A 13,950-nucleotide genomic window follows, 5' to 3' on the forward strand; every position below is an offset into this window, starting at 1 on the left:
GGGTATTCCGTGGCGACCCTCCGCAGGCAGCTCCCAGGCGCACTCAGGCGCTGAGGACCCCGACCCGGTCGCCGGCGTGGATCGCCAGCATCCGGTCCACGGTGTTCTCCCACGTGAAGGCCTCGGCGCGCAGTCGTGCTGCCCGCCGAACGCGGGACTGCGGCCGGGACGCGAGTCCCTCGACCGCGTCGGCCAGCGCGCCCGCTTCGGGGGCACCCCACGCGCCACACGCGTCGGTGACGAGCTCGCGGGCCCCGCCACGGTTGGCGGTCACCACGGGCGTCCCGCACGCCAGGGCCTCCAGGACGGCCAGCCCGAACGTCTCGCCCGGGCAGACCGACAGCGCGATGTCCGCGGAGGCGAGCCGGTCACGCAGCGCGGCGCGCCCGTCGACGTACCCGTGGAACTCGACGGGCGCGCCCGCCGCGATGTCCTCGAGCTCGTCGCGGTGCGGCCCCTCGCCGTACACGTCGAGCCGGACGGGGACGCCGCGCCGGTGCAGCTCGACGGCCGTCGCGACCGCGAGGTGCGGCGACTTCTCCCGCGAGAGCCGGCCGGCGTGGACCAGGCGGAGCTCCGGACCGCCCTCGGCGCGCCCCACAGCGGGCCGGAAGGTCTCGAGGTCCACGCCCAGCGGGACCCGCTCGACGGGGCACCCGGCCGAGTCCGCAACGGCGCGGAACTCGCCCTCGGCGTAGCGCGAGGTCACCACGACGGTGTCGAAGCTGCGGACCAGCAACCGGTTCAGCAGGCCGATCGACACCTTGGACGTCGTGTCGAAGCCGGTCCTCATGGCGAACATGTCCCCGAGCCGCTCGTGCGACAGCAACACGCTGCGTACATCGTTGCGGCGGGCCCACCAGGCCACCGGCAGCAGGGTGAGCTTGTCGCTCCACTCCACGCTGGTGGGCTTCCACTGCTCGAGGACGTCGGTCACCCGCCAGGGTTCGACGATCAGGCGGTAGCCGCCGCCGACCCGGGGAGCGCGGACCTGGACGACGTCGCCCAGGTCGGTCTCGAGGACGGCGTCGACCGGGCCGGGAATCACCAGTAGCCGCTCCACCCCGGCGGCGACGTACCCACGCCCGAGCTGCTCGAGCGCGGTCCGCATCCCTCCCGAGGTCGATCCGACGAAGTTGGCCAGCTGAGCGATCCGCACGTTGCCACTGTGTCCGTGTCATTCGCACGGCCGGTGAACCCGAGCCCACCTGCGGTTGACGGGCTGATTGACGAGGGAGGAAGGATGAAGGGCATGGTCGAGTTGATGACGCCCCGGGAGGTGCCGCTCGGCGGGCCTCGCGCGATGACGGTACGACGCACGCTCCCGCAGCGGGAACGGTCGCTGATCGGCGCGTGGTGCTTCCTGGACCACTACGGCCCCGACGAGGTCAGCCAGACCGGGGGCATGGAGGTCGCCCCGCACCCGCACACCGGGCTGCAGACCGTGAGCTGGCTGTTCACGGGCGAGATCGAGCACCGCGACAGCGCCGGCAACGTGGCGATGGTGCGACCGGGCGAGGTCAACCTGATGACCTCGGGCCGCGGGATCAGCCACTCCGAGGTGTCCACGCCGGACACGTCGGTGCTGCACGGTGCGCAGCTCTGGGTCGCCCTGCCGGACGCCGATCGGCACACCGACCCGGGCTTCCAGCACCACGCACCTGCGGAGATCTCTGGCGCGGGCTGGCGCGCCCGGGTGTTCCTCGGCTCGGTGCTGGGCGACACCTCGCCGGTCAGCACGTTCACGCCGTTGCTGGGTGCCGAGCTGGTCCTCGATCCCGGCGCCAGCCTGGTCGTTCCCGTCGACGAGACCTTCGAGCACGGCGTCCTGGTCGACCTCGGGTCGGTGACCGTCGACGAGGTCGACGCGAGCAGCGCCGATCTCGCCTATCTCGCCCCAGGTGCCGAACAGATCCGGCTGGTGGCCGGTGCGGAGGGCGCCCGCCTGCTGCTGCTCGGCGGCCCGCCCTTCGGTGAGCCGATCGTGATGTGGTGGAACTTCGTCGGCCGCACCCACGACGAGGTCGCCGGCTTCCGCGCGGACTGGCACGCGCAGATCACCGACGCCGCCGGCGAGATCGTGGGAGACAGCCGCCTCGTCGCAGCGGGCCGCTTCGGCGTCGTACCCGAGCAGCCGCTGAAGCCGATCCCCGCGCCGGTGCTGCCCAACGTGCGCCTCAAGGAACGTCGTTGATTGCCGGACTCACCTGGCTGGTCGCGTTCCAGCTCGCCGGCGAGCTCGTCACCCGGGTCGCGGACCTGCCCGTGCCGGGCCCGGTCGTGGGCATGCTGCTGCTGTTCTGCTTCCTCCGTCTCCGTCGGTACGACGATGCGGGCTCCATCGTGCGCGCCGGCACCGCGCTGCTGCGGCACCTGCAGCTCTTCTTCGTCCCGGCCGGCGTCGGCGTGGTCCTCTACCTCGGCCTGATCGGTCGCGAGGCACTGCCGATCGGGGTGGCGATGCTGGGCTCCTGGTTCCTCGGACTGGCCGCAGTCGGGTGGACCGCGGTGGCGCTCGAGCGGCTGCTCGGCCGCCCTCGTGACGACCTGGGCACCGCATGATCGACCCATCCGTCAACGAGGCCCTCGATCAGGCGCTCGAGGTCGCGCGCTCACCCCTGGCCCTGCTCGCCGTCACCCTCGGCGGCTACCAGCTCGGCCGGTGGCTGCAGCAACGATCCGGCGGGCACGCCCTCGTCCAGCCGGTCCTCGTGACGGTCGTGGTGGTCGGACTCGCGATCACCGTGCTCGATGTCGACTACGCCGACTACCGCAGCGCCACCGAGCTGATCGCCTTCTGGCTGGGCCCGGCCACTGTCGCCCTCGCCATCCCGCTGCACCGTCAGGCCGATCGGCTCAGGGGCTTCGTGGTGCCGATGCTGGTGGCGATCGTCGTCGGTGCGGTGGTGTCCATCGTCTCCGCGGTGCTGCTCGCCCGTGCCCTCGGCGCGGGGGACGACCTCGAACGGACCCTGGCCACCAAGGCGGCCACGACGCCCGTGGCGATCGCGGTGACCGATGCGCTCGGTGGCATCCCGCCCCTGGCCGCCGTGTTCGCGATCATCATCGGGATCTTCAGCGCCATCGTCGGCCCGGCGACGCTCAACCTGCTCCGGATCCGTGACCGCCGGGCGCGCGGGCTCGCGATCGGCGCGGTCTCGCACGGCATCGGTGCCTCGCGCATGCTCCGCGAGGACGAGACGGAGGGCGCCTTCGCCGGCCTCGCCATGGGGCTCTCGGCGCTGGCGATCAGCCTGCTGGTCCCGGTCCTGGCCGTCTGCCTGTTCTGAACGCCGTGCCGATTGTGGTCGCACGGCGACCGCGCGAGGGCTACGGTCTCGACTCATGACGACGCGAGTCCATGCCTTCTCCGACGACCCTCTCGGCGACCTGGACGCGGTCGGCCTCGCCGAGCACCTCGGTGCCGGCAAGGTCTCCGCGAAGGAAGTGGTCGAGGCGGCGATCAGCCGGATCGAGAAGGTTGCGGGCGAGCTCAACCCGATGGCCTTCACCGCCTACGACCGGGCGCGGGTCGACGCAGCCACACCGGGTGACGCGTTCTTCGCCGGGGTGCCGACCCTCGTCAAGGACAACGTCGACGTGGTCGGCATGCCGACCATGTCGGGCACCGACGCCTGGGTGCCCCGACCCGCGAAGAAGGACGGCGACTTCGCGCAGATGTACCTCGCGACGGGCCTGATCCCGCTCGGCAAGAGCCAGTTGTCCGAGTACGGCTTCAGCGCGTCCGCCGAGCACCCGCGCCTCGGTGCGGTCCGGACTCCGTGGAACACCGACCACACGGCAGGTGCGTCCAGCGCCGGCTCGGGCGCACTGGTCGCGGCGGGCGCCGTACCGATCGCCCACGCGAACGACGGCGGCGGCTCGATCCGGATCCCCGCGTCCGTCAACGGACTGGTCGGTCTCAAGCCCACCCGGGGACGGTTGGCGCAGGACAAGATCATGCGCGAGATGCCGATCCGGATCGTGGCCGACGGCGTGCTGACCCGCACGGTGCGCGACACCGCCGCGTTCTACCGCGAGGCCGAGCGGGTCCACCGCAACCTCGCGCTGCCGCCGATCGGTGACCTGACCCGGCCGATCAAGCGCCGGCTTCGGATCGCCCTCAACACCAGCGGCGTCGGCCGGGGTGCGGACCCCGAGACGCGGGCGTTGACCGAGAAGACCGCGGCGATGCTCGAGGACCTCGGCCACACGGTGACGGAGACCGAGGTGCCGATCGGACCCGGCTTCGCCGACGACTTCCTCCTCTACTGGGCGCTGCTCGCCCAGGCGATGCTGACCACCGGCCGGCCGATGCACGGACGCTCCTGGTCGAAGGCGAAGCACGACAACCTCACGATCGGCCTGGCCCGGCACGCGCGCCGCAACATCCACCGCGTCCCGGGAGCGATCACGCGCCTCAAGCGCGCCAATGCCCACGCCGAGCTCTTTCACGAGAAGTACGACGTCTCGCTGACCCCGACGCTCGGCTGCTCCACGCCCCCGGTCGGCCACCTCGATCCGACCCAGAGCTATGACGTGGTCATCGACAAGCTGATGGACTGGGTCGCCTTCACGCCGTGGCAGAACGTCACGGGTGCACCGGCCATCTCGCTGCCCCTCGCGACCGCCGCGAACGGGCTCCCGCAGGGCATGATGTTCGGGGCCGCACCGGGTCAGGAATCGCTGCTCATCGAGCTCGCCTACGAGCTCGAACAGGCCTGTCCGTTCGCCCGGATCACCGCCTGAATTCGGCGCTGTGCGGCCCGATTTCTCCTTCCGCCGGGAGCGCGTGTATCGTTCTGCGGCGTTGCCCCTTTAGCTCAGACGGCAGAGCGTCTCCATGGTAAGGAGAAGGTCTACGGTTCGATTCCGTAAAGGGGCTCTGGGACCAGGGTCCGCCAATCCAGACGGTGAAAGCCGCGCGGTGCGGCGGACGCCCTGACACCCTGGCGGGGTAGCTCAGGTGGTTAGAGCACACGGCTCATAATCGTGGTGTCGCGGGTTCGAGTCCCGCCCCCGCTACGCCAGATGACGAAGCAGTTAGTACCCCCGGCAGTACCCCACAGACAGCAGTAGAAGGACTTCCCGTGGCCAGCAAGAGCTCCGACGTTCGCCCCAAGATCACGCTTGCCTGCGTGGACTGCAAGGAGCGGAACTACATCACGAAGAAGAACCGCCGCAACGACCCCGACCGCATCGAGCTGTCGAAGTTCTGCCCCCGTTGCCGCACCCACACCGCTCACCGCGAAACGCGCTGACCGGTCCGTTCGACCCAGCGCCGCTTGGCGCTCCAGCAGTCCGCCGTCCCTTCGGGGACCGCGGGCTGCTGTCGTTTTCGGGTCGGTAGGGTCGAGCCATGCCGATCGACGCCTCTCTCGTCGGGCGTGGTTTCCCCCCGACGCAGCCCTACCCGGTCACCACGGACGCCGTCGTGGCCTTCGCCACCTCTGTCGGGGGCAGCTACGACGTCGCTGCGGGCCTCCCGCCGACGTTCCCGATCGTGGTCACCTTCGCCGCCCTCCAGGACTTCCTGGCCACTGAGCAGGTCGAGCTGTCCCGCATCGTCCACGGTGATCAGCGCTTCCGCTACGAGCGTCCCGTGGTCATCGGCGACGTGCTCACCACGGCCCTCACCGTCACCGGTGTGCGCACCATCGGCGGCAACGACATCGTGAGCACCTCGAGCGAGATCCTCGACGCCTCCGGCTCCCTCGTCTGTACGGCGACCGCGACCCTCGTCCACCGTGGAGATGCTGCATGAGTGCCATCAGCGAGCTCACCAAGGGCGATGCGCTCCCCGAAATCACCTTCGAGATCACCCGCGCCGACCTGGTCGCCTACGCCGCGGCCAGCGGTGACCAGAACCCGATCCACCAGGACGAGGAGATCGCTCTCGCGGTCGGCCTGCCCGGTGTGATCGCGCACGGCATGTACACGCTGGCGCTGGTCGGTCGCGCCCTCGGCGAGTGGGCGCCCGGAGCCGAGGTCGTCGAGCTCGGCTCGAAGTTCGTCGCACCGGTCGTCGTACCCGCCACGGGTGCGGCGCGGGTGACCGTCACGGGCACCGTGGGGGAGCGGACCGACGACCTGCTCGCGCTCGCGCTCGTCGTGACCTCCGACGGGACGAAGGTGCTGGGCGCACCGAGGGCGACCATTCGTGGCTGACCCCGCTCTCGCGGACCTCACCACGCTGCGGCTGGGTGGCCCGGCCACCCGTTACGTCCCGGTCGCGGACGCCGACGAGCTGGTCGCGGCCGTGTCGGCCGCCGACGCAGCCGGCGAGCCGGTCCTGGTCGTGGGTGGTGGCAGCAACCTCGTCGTCGCCGACGAGGGCTTCGAGGGCACGGTCGTGCACCTGACGGGTGGCGGCGTCCACGTCGACGGGGACGCGTGCGGCGTGGCCTCGGTGACGGTGGCCGCCGGGGAGCCGTGGGACGACCTGGTCGCACGGGCCGTCCAGGAGGGCTGGACGGGCGTCGAGGCCCTCTCGGGGATCCCCGGGACCGTCGGGGCGACCCCGATCCAGAACGTCGGTGCCTACGGGCAGGAGGTCGCGCAGACGATCGCGCGGGTCCGGGTCTGGGACCGGGTGCTGCGCGGCCAGCGCAGCTTCGCTGCCGCTGATTGCCAGTTCGCCTACCGCCACTCGCGCTTCAAGGCCGACCCCGGCCGCCACGTCGTCCTGGACGTCACCTTCGAGTTCCATCCCGGCGAGCAGTCCGCGCCGGTCGCGTACGCCGAGCTGGCCCGCACCCTCGGCGTACAGGTCGGTGAACGGGCCCCGCTCGCCGAGGTCCGCGACGCCGTCCTGGGCCTGCGCCGCGGCAAGGGCATGGTGCTCGACGCCGGGGACCACGACACGTGGAGTGCCGGGTCGTTCTTCACCAACCCGTTCGTCGAGCCCGATCGGGTTCCGGAGGGCGCGCCGTCGTACCCCCAGGCCGACGGTCGGGTGAAGACCAGCGCCGCGTGGCTGATCGAGCAGGCCGGCTTCCACAAGGGCTTCGGGCTCGAGCGCGAGGACGCGCGGGTCTCGTTGTCGACCAAGCACACCCTGGCGCTCACCAACCGCGGCGGCGCGTCGACCGCGGAGCTGCTCGACCTGGCCCGCGAGGTCCGCGACGGCGTCGAGGCGCGCTTCGGGGTCGTCCTCGTCAACGAGCCCGTGCTCGTCGGTTGCGCCCTGTAGCCCTGCAGCCCCTGCAGCTCAGCCCTCGTAGGAGCTGAACACGCTGACGAAGAACACCACGACGGCGACGACCAGCAGCAGCCCGATGACGCCGAGGACCACGCCGATGATGCCGGTGATGAACCCACCGGTGGCGAGCCCCTCGCCTCCGAAGGCCTGCGGGTTCGCGCGGATCTCGCGCCGCGCCCGTGCCCCGGTCCAGATGGCGAAGGGCGAGCACAGGACCGCGACGAACGTGAAGAAGAAGACCGGCGTGAGCACCAGGCCGACCAGGCCGCTGACGCCGAGCGCCAGGGACGTCGTTGCCATCGGATGGGTCGGTGCCACGTGGCGCAGGTACTGCGGCGCCACCTGGTACGGCGTGGTCGGGTACGGCGCGACGGGTGCGGGCGACACGGGTGCCTGCTGGGTCGGTGCCTCGGGAGCGACGTCGCCGTAGGCCGGCGCCTGGTAGGGCTCGAATCCCGGCGACGGCTGCGACGGGGAAGTCAGGGGCGGCTGGTCGCTCATGGACCCATTCTCCCAGCTGGGGACGCTCGCCAAACCGTCCGGCAGGTGCCGGTGCTCAGGCGCCGGTGCTCAGGCGCCGGGTTCGGGCGCGGCCAGCCACGCGTCGACGTCTGCCAGCGCAGCATCGCGGATGTCCGACGGCGCCCGGCTGGCGCGCAGCGACATCCGGCCCAGCTCGGCCATCTGGGCGTCGGTCAGGCCGTGGGCGGCCCGCATCGTGGCGTACTGCCCCGCCAGCCGGGACCCGAACAGCAGCGGGTCGTCGGCGCCGAGCGCAACGGTCGCCCCGGCCTCCAGCAGCGTGGGGAGCGGGACCGAGGTGAGGTCGGAGTAGACGCCCAGGGCGACGTTGGACACCGGACACACCTCGAGGGCCACCCCGGTGTCGACGATCCGCCGCAGCAGGTCGGGGTCCTCGGCCGCGCGGACGCCGTGGCCGAGCCGTCCGGCGTGCAGGGAGTCGAGGCAGGCGCTGATGTGTTCGGGGCCGCGGAGCTCGCCGCCGTGGGGCGCCAGCAGCAGGCCCGCCCGTTCGGCGATCGCGAAGGCGCCAGCGAAGTCGGCGGTCCGGCCGCGGCGCTCGTCGTTCGAGAGACCGAAACCGACCACGCCGCGATCGACGTACTGCGCGGCCAGGCGAGCCAGGGTGCGGGCATCCAGCGGGTGACGGGTCCGGTTGGCCGCGATCACCACGGCCATGCCGAGGCCGGTCCGCTGCGTCGCGTCCCGCACGGCGTCCAGGACGAGGTCGGTGAACGCGGTGATCCCGCCGAAGCGGGCGCCGTAGCCGCTGGGGTCGACCTGGATCTCCAGCCAGCGGCCCCCGTCAGCCACGTCGTCCTCGGCGGCCTCGAGCACGAGTCGTCGTACGTCGTCCTCGGTGCGCAGCACGGACCGCGCGACGTCGTACAGGCGCTGGAAGCGGAACCAGCCCTTCTCGTCCGCCGCCGTGAGCTGGGGTGGCCACTCGGAGACGAGCGCATCGGGCAGGTGGATGCCGTCGCGTTCCGCGAGCTCCAGGAGAGTGCCGTGCCGCATCGAGCCGGTGAAGTGCAGGTGCAGGTGCGCCTTGGGAAGCACATGGAGGTCCCGCACGTCGCCATCGTAGGTGTGCACCCCCGGTGCGACGCCGCAGGGGGCCGTCCTACTTTGGAAGCCAGTGGGTCGCGTGCGTAGACTCACCCACTGGTGGTTCTTCCACATGGTTGGTCGCGCCCTGACGCAGTTCTCCTTTCGGGGTTCTGTGCGCGGGCCGGGACAGCCGGAAGCAGCCGCGGAGGGCACTAGCTCAACTGGCAGAGCATCGGTCTCCAAAACCGAAGGTTGGGGGTTCAAGTCCCTCGTGCCCTGCAAGACAGACCATGAAGACGACAGAAGGAAAGGGTGAGCATCTTGTCGGACGCTCCAGCCGTCCACGGGGGCCGCAAGGACGCCTCGGGTGGCAAGAAGTCACCGAAGCGCACCGGCCCGGTGACCTTCTATCGCCAGATCGTCGCCGAGCTGCGCAAGGTGGTCTACCCCACCCGCGAGCAGCTCGTGACGTACTTCTTCGTGGTCCTGGTCTTCGTGCTCGTGATGATCGCGCTCGTGTCGCTGCTGGACCTCGGTCTCGGCAAGCTCGCGTTCGAGGTCTTCACCGGCGCAGACGACATCTGAGTTCCACTCAGACCTGATTGACCCTGACGACCAACTGATGGAGCAGCAAGTGACGGAGCAGTACGACCCGGCCCTCGAGAGCGACGAGACGATCGTCGTCGAGGGCGAGGACGTCGAGACCGCCGAGGTCACCGAGGCCGCCGACGTCGAGGAGAACCTCGACGCCGAGCCGACCGACGCCACCGACGAGCTCGGCCAGGACGCCCAGGAGGACACCCAGGAGGACGCCGACGAGGCTGCCGACGAGGTCACCGAAGAGGCTGAGGACGCCGACCCGCTCGAGGCCTTCCGCCGTGAGCTGTGGGCCAAGCCCGGTGACTGGTACGTCGTGCACACCTACTCCGGCATGGAGAACCGGGTGAAGCAGAACCTGGAGAACCGGATCCACTCCCTCAACATGGAGGACTACATCCACGAGATCGTGGTCCCCACCGAGGAAGTCGCCGAGATCAAGAACGGCCAGCGCAAGATGGTCAAGCGCACCGTGCTCCCCGGCTACGTGCTGGTCCGCATGGACCTCACCGACGAGTCGTGGGCCGCTGTTCGCCACACCCCCTCGGTCACCGGGTTCGTCGGTCACAGCCACCAGCCGGTGCCGCTGAGCATGGACGAGGTCGAGAAGATGCTCGCCCCCGCCGCGATGACCGTGATCGCCGCCGAGGCCGAGGCCGCCGCCAGCGCCGCGGGCTCGCCCACCACGCCGGCCAAGAAGCCGATCGAGGTCGCCGACTTCGGCGTCAACGACTCCGTCCTGATCGTCGACGGCGCGTTCGCAACGCTCCACGCCACGATCACCGAGATCAACGCCGAGGCCCAGCGGGTCAAGGCGCTGGTCGAGATCTTCGGCCGGGAGACCCCGGTCGAGCTGAGCTTCAGCCAGGTCCAGAAGGTCTGAGCTCAGCGCGGTCGCGCCGGAACTCCGGTGGCGACCTGCAGTAGGTGGCAGAGGGCCAGGCAGCCCTCGTCATGACCACGAGAAGAAAGAGAACACGGAATGCCTCCCAAGAAGAAGATCGCCGCACTGGTCAAGGTGCAGCTGCAGGCTGGTTCGGCCACCCCGGCTCCGCCGGTTGGTACGGCGCTCGGCCCGCACGGCGTCAACATCATGGACTTCTGCAAGGCGTACAACGCCCAGACCGAGTCCATGCGTGGAAACGTCATCCCCGTCGAGATCACCATCTACGAGGACCGGTCCTTCGAGTTCATCACGAAGACCCCGCCGGCCGCAGAGCTGATCAAGAAGGCCGCTGGCCTCAAGAAGGGCTCGGGCGTCCCGCACAAGGAGAAGGTCGGCAAGCTGACCAAGGACCAGGTGCGTGAGATCGCGACGACCAAGCTGCCCGACCTGAACGCCAACGACATCGACGCCGCCATGAAGATCGTGGAGGGGACTGCCCGCTCCATGGGCGTCACCACCGACTGAAGCACCGTGGAAGGGCCGCGCTGGCCCGCTTACCACATCTCCTCTCTTGAGTAAGGAATCATCCATGCAGCGCAGCAAGACCTACCGCGCGGCGGAAGAGGCGTTCGACAAGAACGAGCTCTACGCCCCGCTGTCCGCGATCAAGATCGCGAAGAGCACCAGCAAGAAGAAGTTCAACGAGACCCTCGACGTCGTCATGCGTCTCGGCGTCGACCCCCGCAAGGCAGACCAGATGGTGCGCGGCACCGTCAACCTGCCCCACGGCACCGGCAAGACCGCTCGCGTCCTCGTGTTCGCGAACGGCGACAAGGCCGAGGCCGCCCGTGAGGCCGGCGCCGACTTCGTCGGTGGCGACGAGCTCATCGACAAGGTGGCCGGCGGCTGGATCGACTTCGACGCCGTGGTCGCCACCCCGGACCTGATGGGCAAGGTCGGCCGCCTCGGCCGCGTGCTCGGTCCGCGTGGCCTCATGCCGAACCCGAAGACCGGCACCGTCACCCCGGACCCGGCCAAGGCCGTGACCGACATCAAGGGCGGCAAGATCGAGTTCCGCGTCGATCGCCACGCCAACCTGCACTTCATCATCGGCAAGGCCTCCTTCTCCGAGCTGCAGCTCGCCGAGAACTACGCCGCGGCGCTCGATGAGGTCCTCCGCCTCAAGCCCTCCAGCTCGAAGGGCCGGTACCTCAAGAAGGTCACCGTCTCGACGACGATGGGCCCCGGCATCCAGGTCGACCCCAACAAGGTCAAGAACGTCACCGAGGAGGACGAGGCCTGAGCCTCGCCCTCATCGACACCGATGCCCGCCATCCCTCACGGGGTGGCGGGCATCGTCGCTTTTGTGCAGCGGGTCAGGCGGAGGCGAGTGACTCCAACGCGGCGAGCTCGACGCACACCGCGACGCCGGCCATGGCGGCCTCGACCTCCGCGAGCACGGGGAAGGTCGGCGCCAGGCGGATGTTGCGGTCGCGCGGGTCGTTGCCGTGGGGGAAGGCCGAGCCGGCTGCGGTGAGGGCGATGCCCGCCTCCTTGGCGAGGCTGATCACCCGCGACGCCGTACCGTCGACGACGTCGAGGTTCACGAAGTAGCCACCGATCGGCACGGTCCACTCGGCAATCCCGAGTCCGGCCAGTCGGCTGCTGAGTGCCGTCTCGACGGCAGCGAACTTCGGCGCGATCAGCTCCCGGTGCTTGCGCATGTGAGCACGCACGCCGTCCGCGTCGCCGAAGAACTCGACATGGCGCAGGTGGTTGATCTTGTCGGGACCGATGGACGCGAAGCCCAGCCGGGCGAGGTACCACGCGAGGTTCTCGCTCGATGCGGCCAGTGCCGCGACGCCGGCGCCCGCGAAGCTGATCTTCGAGGTCGAGGCGAAGATCAGCGGCCGGTTCGGGTGACCCGACACGGCGGCGAGACCGAGCGCATCCGCACTCTTGGTCTCCTGGTCGGTCAGGTGGTGGACGGCGTAGGCGTTGTCCCAGAAGATCCGGAAGTCAGGTGCCGCGGTCGGCATCGCCATCAGCTCGGCGGCCACGGCGGTCGAGCACACCGCGCCCGTCGGGTTGGCGTAGGTCGGAACGATCCACAGGCCCTTGATGCTCGGGTCCTCGGCCACCAGGGTGCGTACGGCGACGACGTCGGGTCCGTCAGCGTTCATCGGGACGGTCACCATCTCGATGCCGAGCTCGGCCAGCATGGTGAAGTGGCGGTCGTAACCGGGCACGGGACAGATGAACTTCACGACCGGCTCCTGCGACCAGGGCCGGGGGGAGTCGGGTCCGCCCTTGAGCAGCATCGCGGTCAGCGCCTGGTGCATCATCGTGAGGCTGGAGTTGCCCCCACACGCGACGTTGGCGACGTCGACACCCAACAGGTCGGCGAAGATCTCGCGCATCTCGAGGAGCCCGTCGAGACCTCCGTAGTTGCGCACGTCGGTGCCCGCCCGGTCGCGGTGGCTCGTCGGGAGCCCGAGGAGCCCGTTGGAGAGGTCGAGCTGGTCGGCTCCCGGCTTGCCCCGCGTCAGGTCGAGCTTGAGTCCACCGGCCTTCAGCGTTTCGTACTCCGCCTGCACGCTCGTCAGGCGCGCGGCGATGTCGTCGGCGGACAGGTCGGACAGGGGCGCGGGGGTGGTGGTCACGGGGACAATGGTGCCGCATCGGGTACGCGCCCGGAATTTGGACCGGCCCCCGCTCCGCCGTACAGTTCGTCACTGAAACCTAGAGACCGCCGGTTGTCAGGGCTGCCAGCCCTGGCCGAAGGTTCCGTGAGAGCGGATGGCCTGCGCAGGGGATCAGAGCAGTACGACGTTCGTCAGTTCGATCTGAGTTGCGAGCGATGTCCACGCCCTGAGCGCCTGCGCTCAGGGCGTCTGTCTTTCCCAGGACGTTCGCGGAGGTCCCCATCCGGAAGGAGACCCATGGCGCGGGCAGACAAGCAGGCCGCCGTCGCGGAGATCGCTGAAGCATTCAGCGAATCCGCAGGCGCTGTGCTGACCGAGTACCGCGGTCTCACCGTCAAGGAGCTGCAGAACCTTCGCCGCTCCCTTGGTGAGAACGCCAGCTACGCCGTGGTCAAGAACACGCTGGCCAAGTTGGCCGCCAACGAGGCCGGCATCACCGGCTTCGACGACCTGCTGACCGGCCCGACCGCGATCGCCTTCATCAAGGGCGACGTCGTCGAGGCGGCCAAGGGTCTGCGTGACTTTGCCAAGGCAAACCCCACCCTCGTCATCAAGGGTGGAGTTCTGGACGGCAACCTCCTCGACGCGGCGGAGATCGGCAAGCTTGCCGACCTCGAGTCGCGTGAGGTCCTGCTGGGCAAGATGGCGGGCGCCATGCTCGCTTCCCTCAGCCAGGCCGTCTACCTCCTCAACGCCCCGCTCGCCCAGGTTGCCCGGCTCGCCGGCGCCCTGGAGGCGAAGGCGACGGAGGACCCCTCGATCCTCGCAGGTGGTGCCGGTGCGCCGGCCGCTGTCGAGGAGACCCCGGCCGCTGAGGAAGCCGCCCCCGCCGAGGAGGTCGAGGCGCCTGCTGATGCAGCTGCCGAGGCCACCGAGGTCGAGGCGACCGACGAGGCGACCGAGTCCACCGAAGCCTGAGACCCGATTGAGCCGAGCGCAGACGAGCTTGCTCGTGTGCCGAGGCGATTGAGGGTAGCCGACAAGGTCGG

The 13,950-nt window shown here is 70.0% G+C and carries 17 protein-coding genes and 3 tRNA genes; 16 read left to right on the top strand and 4 right to left on the bottom strand.

Translation table 11 applies throughout. The annotated features are described in order from the left end of the window. Nucleotides 1-43: 43 nt before the first annotated feature. Nucleotides 44-1,159 (bottom strand): glycosyltransferase, encoded by a 1,116-nt coding sequence (locus tag ASD84_RS15515; protein WP_082573627.1) that lies wholly within the window; start codon nucleotides 1,157-1,159, stop codon nucleotides 44-46. Between the two features lie 93 nt (nucleotides 1,160-1,252). On the opposite strand from ASD84_RS15515, the gene ASD84_RS15520 reads away from it, so the two are divergent. The 10 genes from ASD84_RS15520 to ASD84_RS15565 all read left to right on the top strand — a co-directional run bounded on the left by ASD84_RS15520 (nucleotide 1,253) and on the right by ASD84_RS15565 (nucleotide 7,192). Continuing rightward, nucleotides 1,253-2,194, top strand: a complete 942-nt coding sequence (locus ASD84_RS15520; protein WP_235531139.1) for a pirin family protein — start codon at nucleotides 1,253-1,255, stop codon at nucleotides 2,192-2,194. Then, nucleotides 2,191-2,562 carry a CidA/LrgA family protein gene (locus ASD84_RS15525; protein ID WP_056712422.1) on the top strand — a complete coding sequence of 124 codons (372 nt, stop codon included), beginning with the start codon at nucleotides 2,191-2,193 and terminating at the stop codon, nucleotides 2,560-2,562. The genes ASD84_RS15520 and ASD84_RS15525 overlap by 4 nt, the downstream gene beginning before the upstream one ends. Continuing rightward, nucleotides 2,559-3,290 carry an LrgB family protein gene (locus ASD84_RS15530; RefSeq protein WP_056712423.1) on the top strand — a complete coding sequence of 244 codons (732 nt, stop codon included), beginning with the start codon at nucleotides 2,559-2,561 and terminating at the stop codon, nucleotides 3,288-3,290. The genes ASD84_RS15525 and ASD84_RS15530 overlap by 4 nt, the downstream gene beginning before the upstream one ends. Before the next feature lie 55 nt (nucleotides 3,291-3,345). Continuing rightward, entirely contained in the window at nucleotides 3,346-4,749 is a 1,404-nt protein-coding gene (locus ASD84_RS15535; RefSeq protein ID WP_056712425.1) for an amidase, read from the top strand. Nucleotides 4,750-4,812: 63 nt separating this feature from the next. Then, nucleotides 4,813-4,885: transfer RNA gene (locus ASD84_RS15540), tRNA-Thr, on the top strand. A 66-nt stretch (nucleotides 4,886-4,951) separates the two neighbouring features. Beyond that, a tRNA-Met gene (locus tag ASD84_RS15545) sits at nucleotides 4,952-5,025 on the top strand. A 65-nt stretch (nucleotides 5,026-5,090) separates the two neighbouring features. Further along, nucleotides 5,091-5,261: a 50S ribosomal protein L33 gene (gene rpmG / locus ASD84_RS15550; RefSeq protein WP_036490026.1), complete on the top strand. Its 171-nt coding sequence runs from the start codon at nucleotides 5,091-5,093 to the stop codon at nucleotides 5,259-5,261. Between the two features lie 98 nt (nucleotides 5,262-5,359). Then, a complete protein-coding gene (locus ASD84_RS15555) occupies nucleotides 5,360-5,764 on the top strand; it encodes an FAS1-like dehydratase domain-containing protein (RefSeq protein ID WP_056712427.1) in 405 nt (134 codons plus the stop codon). Next, nucleotides 5,761-6,168, top strand: a complete 408-nt coding sequence (locus ASD84_RS15560; protein ID WP_056712429.1) for a MaoC/PaaZ C-terminal domain-containing protein — start codon at nucleotides 5,761-5,763, stop codon at nucleotides 6,166-6,168. The genes ASD84_RS15555 and ASD84_RS15560 overlap by 4 nt, the downstream gene beginning before the upstream one ends. Further along, complete coding sequence (locus tag ASD84_RS15565; RefSeq protein WP_056712435.1) at nucleotides 6,161-7,192, top strand: UDP-N-acetylmuramate dehydrogenase; 1,032 nt, start codon at nucleotides 6,161-6,163, stop codon at nucleotides 7,190-7,192. The genes ASD84_RS15560 and ASD84_RS15565 overlap by 8 nt, the downstream gene beginning before the upstream one ends. An 18-nt stretch (nucleotides 7,193-7,210) precedes the next feature. On the opposite strand, the gene ASD84_RS15570 is transcribed toward ASD84_RS15565, so the two are convergent. After that, nucleotides 7,211-7,702 carry a DUF4190 domain-containing protein gene (locus tag ASD84_RS15570; RefSeq protein WP_056712437.1) on the bottom strand — a complete coding sequence of 164 codons (492 nt, stop codon included), beginning with the start codon at nucleotides 7,700-7,702 and terminating at the stop codon, nucleotides 7,211-7,213. A 69-nt stretch (nucleotides 7,703-7,771) separates the two neighbouring features. Then, nucleotides 7,772-8,797 carry an adenosine deaminase gene (locus ASD84_RS15575; RefSeq protein ID WP_056714711.1) on the bottom strand — a complete coding sequence of 342 codons (1,026 nt, stop codon included), beginning with the start codon at nucleotides 8,795-8,797 and terminating at the stop codon, nucleotides 7,772-7,774. Nucleotides 8,798-8,979: 182 nt separating this feature from the next. On the opposite strand from ASD84_RS15575, the gene ASD84_RS15580 reads away from it, so the two are divergent. The 5 genes from ASD84_RS15580 (at nucleotide 8,980) to rplA (ending at nucleotide 11,559) form a co-directional block, all read left to right on the top strand. Beyond that, nucleotides 8,980-9,052: transfer RNA gene (locus ASD84_RS15580), tRNA-Trp, on the top strand. 33 nt (nucleotides 9,053-9,085) lie between these two features. Next, the gene (gene secE / locus ASD84_RS15585) at nucleotides 9,086-9,358 is read left to right on the top strand and encodes a preprotein translocase subunit SecE (protein WP_200954610.1); all 273 of its coding nucleotides are present in this window, start codon (nucleotides 9,086-9,088) and stop codon (nucleotides 9,356-9,358) included. 37 nt (nucleotides 9,359-9,395) lie between these two features. Next, nucleotides 9,396-10,253 carry a transcription termination/antitermination protein NusG gene (gene nusG, locus ASD84_RS15590; RefSeq protein ID WP_056712439.1) on the top strand — a complete coding sequence of 286 codons (858 nt, stop codon included), beginning with the start codon at nucleotides 9,396-9,398 and terminating at the stop codon, nucleotides 10,251-10,253. A gap of 99 nt (nucleotides 10,254-10,352) precedes the next feature. Then, nucleotides 10,353-10,781, top strand: coding sequence for a 50S ribosomal protein L11 (gene rplK, locus ASD84_RS15595; protein ID WP_056712441.1), 429 nt, complete (start codon nucleotides 10,353-10,355; stop codon nucleotides 10,779-10,781). Between the two features lie 64 nt (nucleotides 10,782-10,845). Further along, complete coding sequence (rplA, locus tag ASD84_RS15600; RefSeq protein WP_056712444.1) at nucleotides 10,846-11,559, top strand: 50S ribosomal protein L1; 714 nt, start codon at nucleotides 10,846-10,848, stop codon at nucleotides 11,557-11,559. Between the two features lie 73 nt (nucleotides 11,560-11,632). Here rplA and ASD84_RS15605 read toward each other — a convergent pair whose 3' ends face one another. Then, on the bottom strand, nucleotides 11,633-12,919 hold the full coding sequence (locus ASD84_RS15605) for an aminotransferase class I/II-fold pyridoxal phosphate-dependent enzyme (protein ID WP_056712446.1): 1,287 nt from the start codon (nucleotides 12,917-12,919) through the stop codon (nucleotides 11,633-11,635). Between the two features lie 279 nt (nucleotides 12,920-13,198). Here ASD84_RS15605 and rplJ point away from each other — a divergent pair, with 279 nt between their 5' ends. Next, nucleotides 13,199-13,879, top strand: a complete 681-nt coding sequence (gene rplJ / locus ASD84_RS15610) for a 50S ribosomal protein L10 (RefSeq protein ID WP_056712449.1) — start codon at nucleotides 13,199-13,201, stop codon at nucleotides 13,877-13,879. Nucleotides 13,880-13,950 lie beyond the last annotated feature (71 nt).

This window comes from Nocardioides sp. Root682 (genome assembly GCF_001427795.1).
Classification (GTDB): Bacteria; Actinomycetota; Actinomycetes; order Propionibacteriales; family Nocardioidaceae; genus Nocardioides.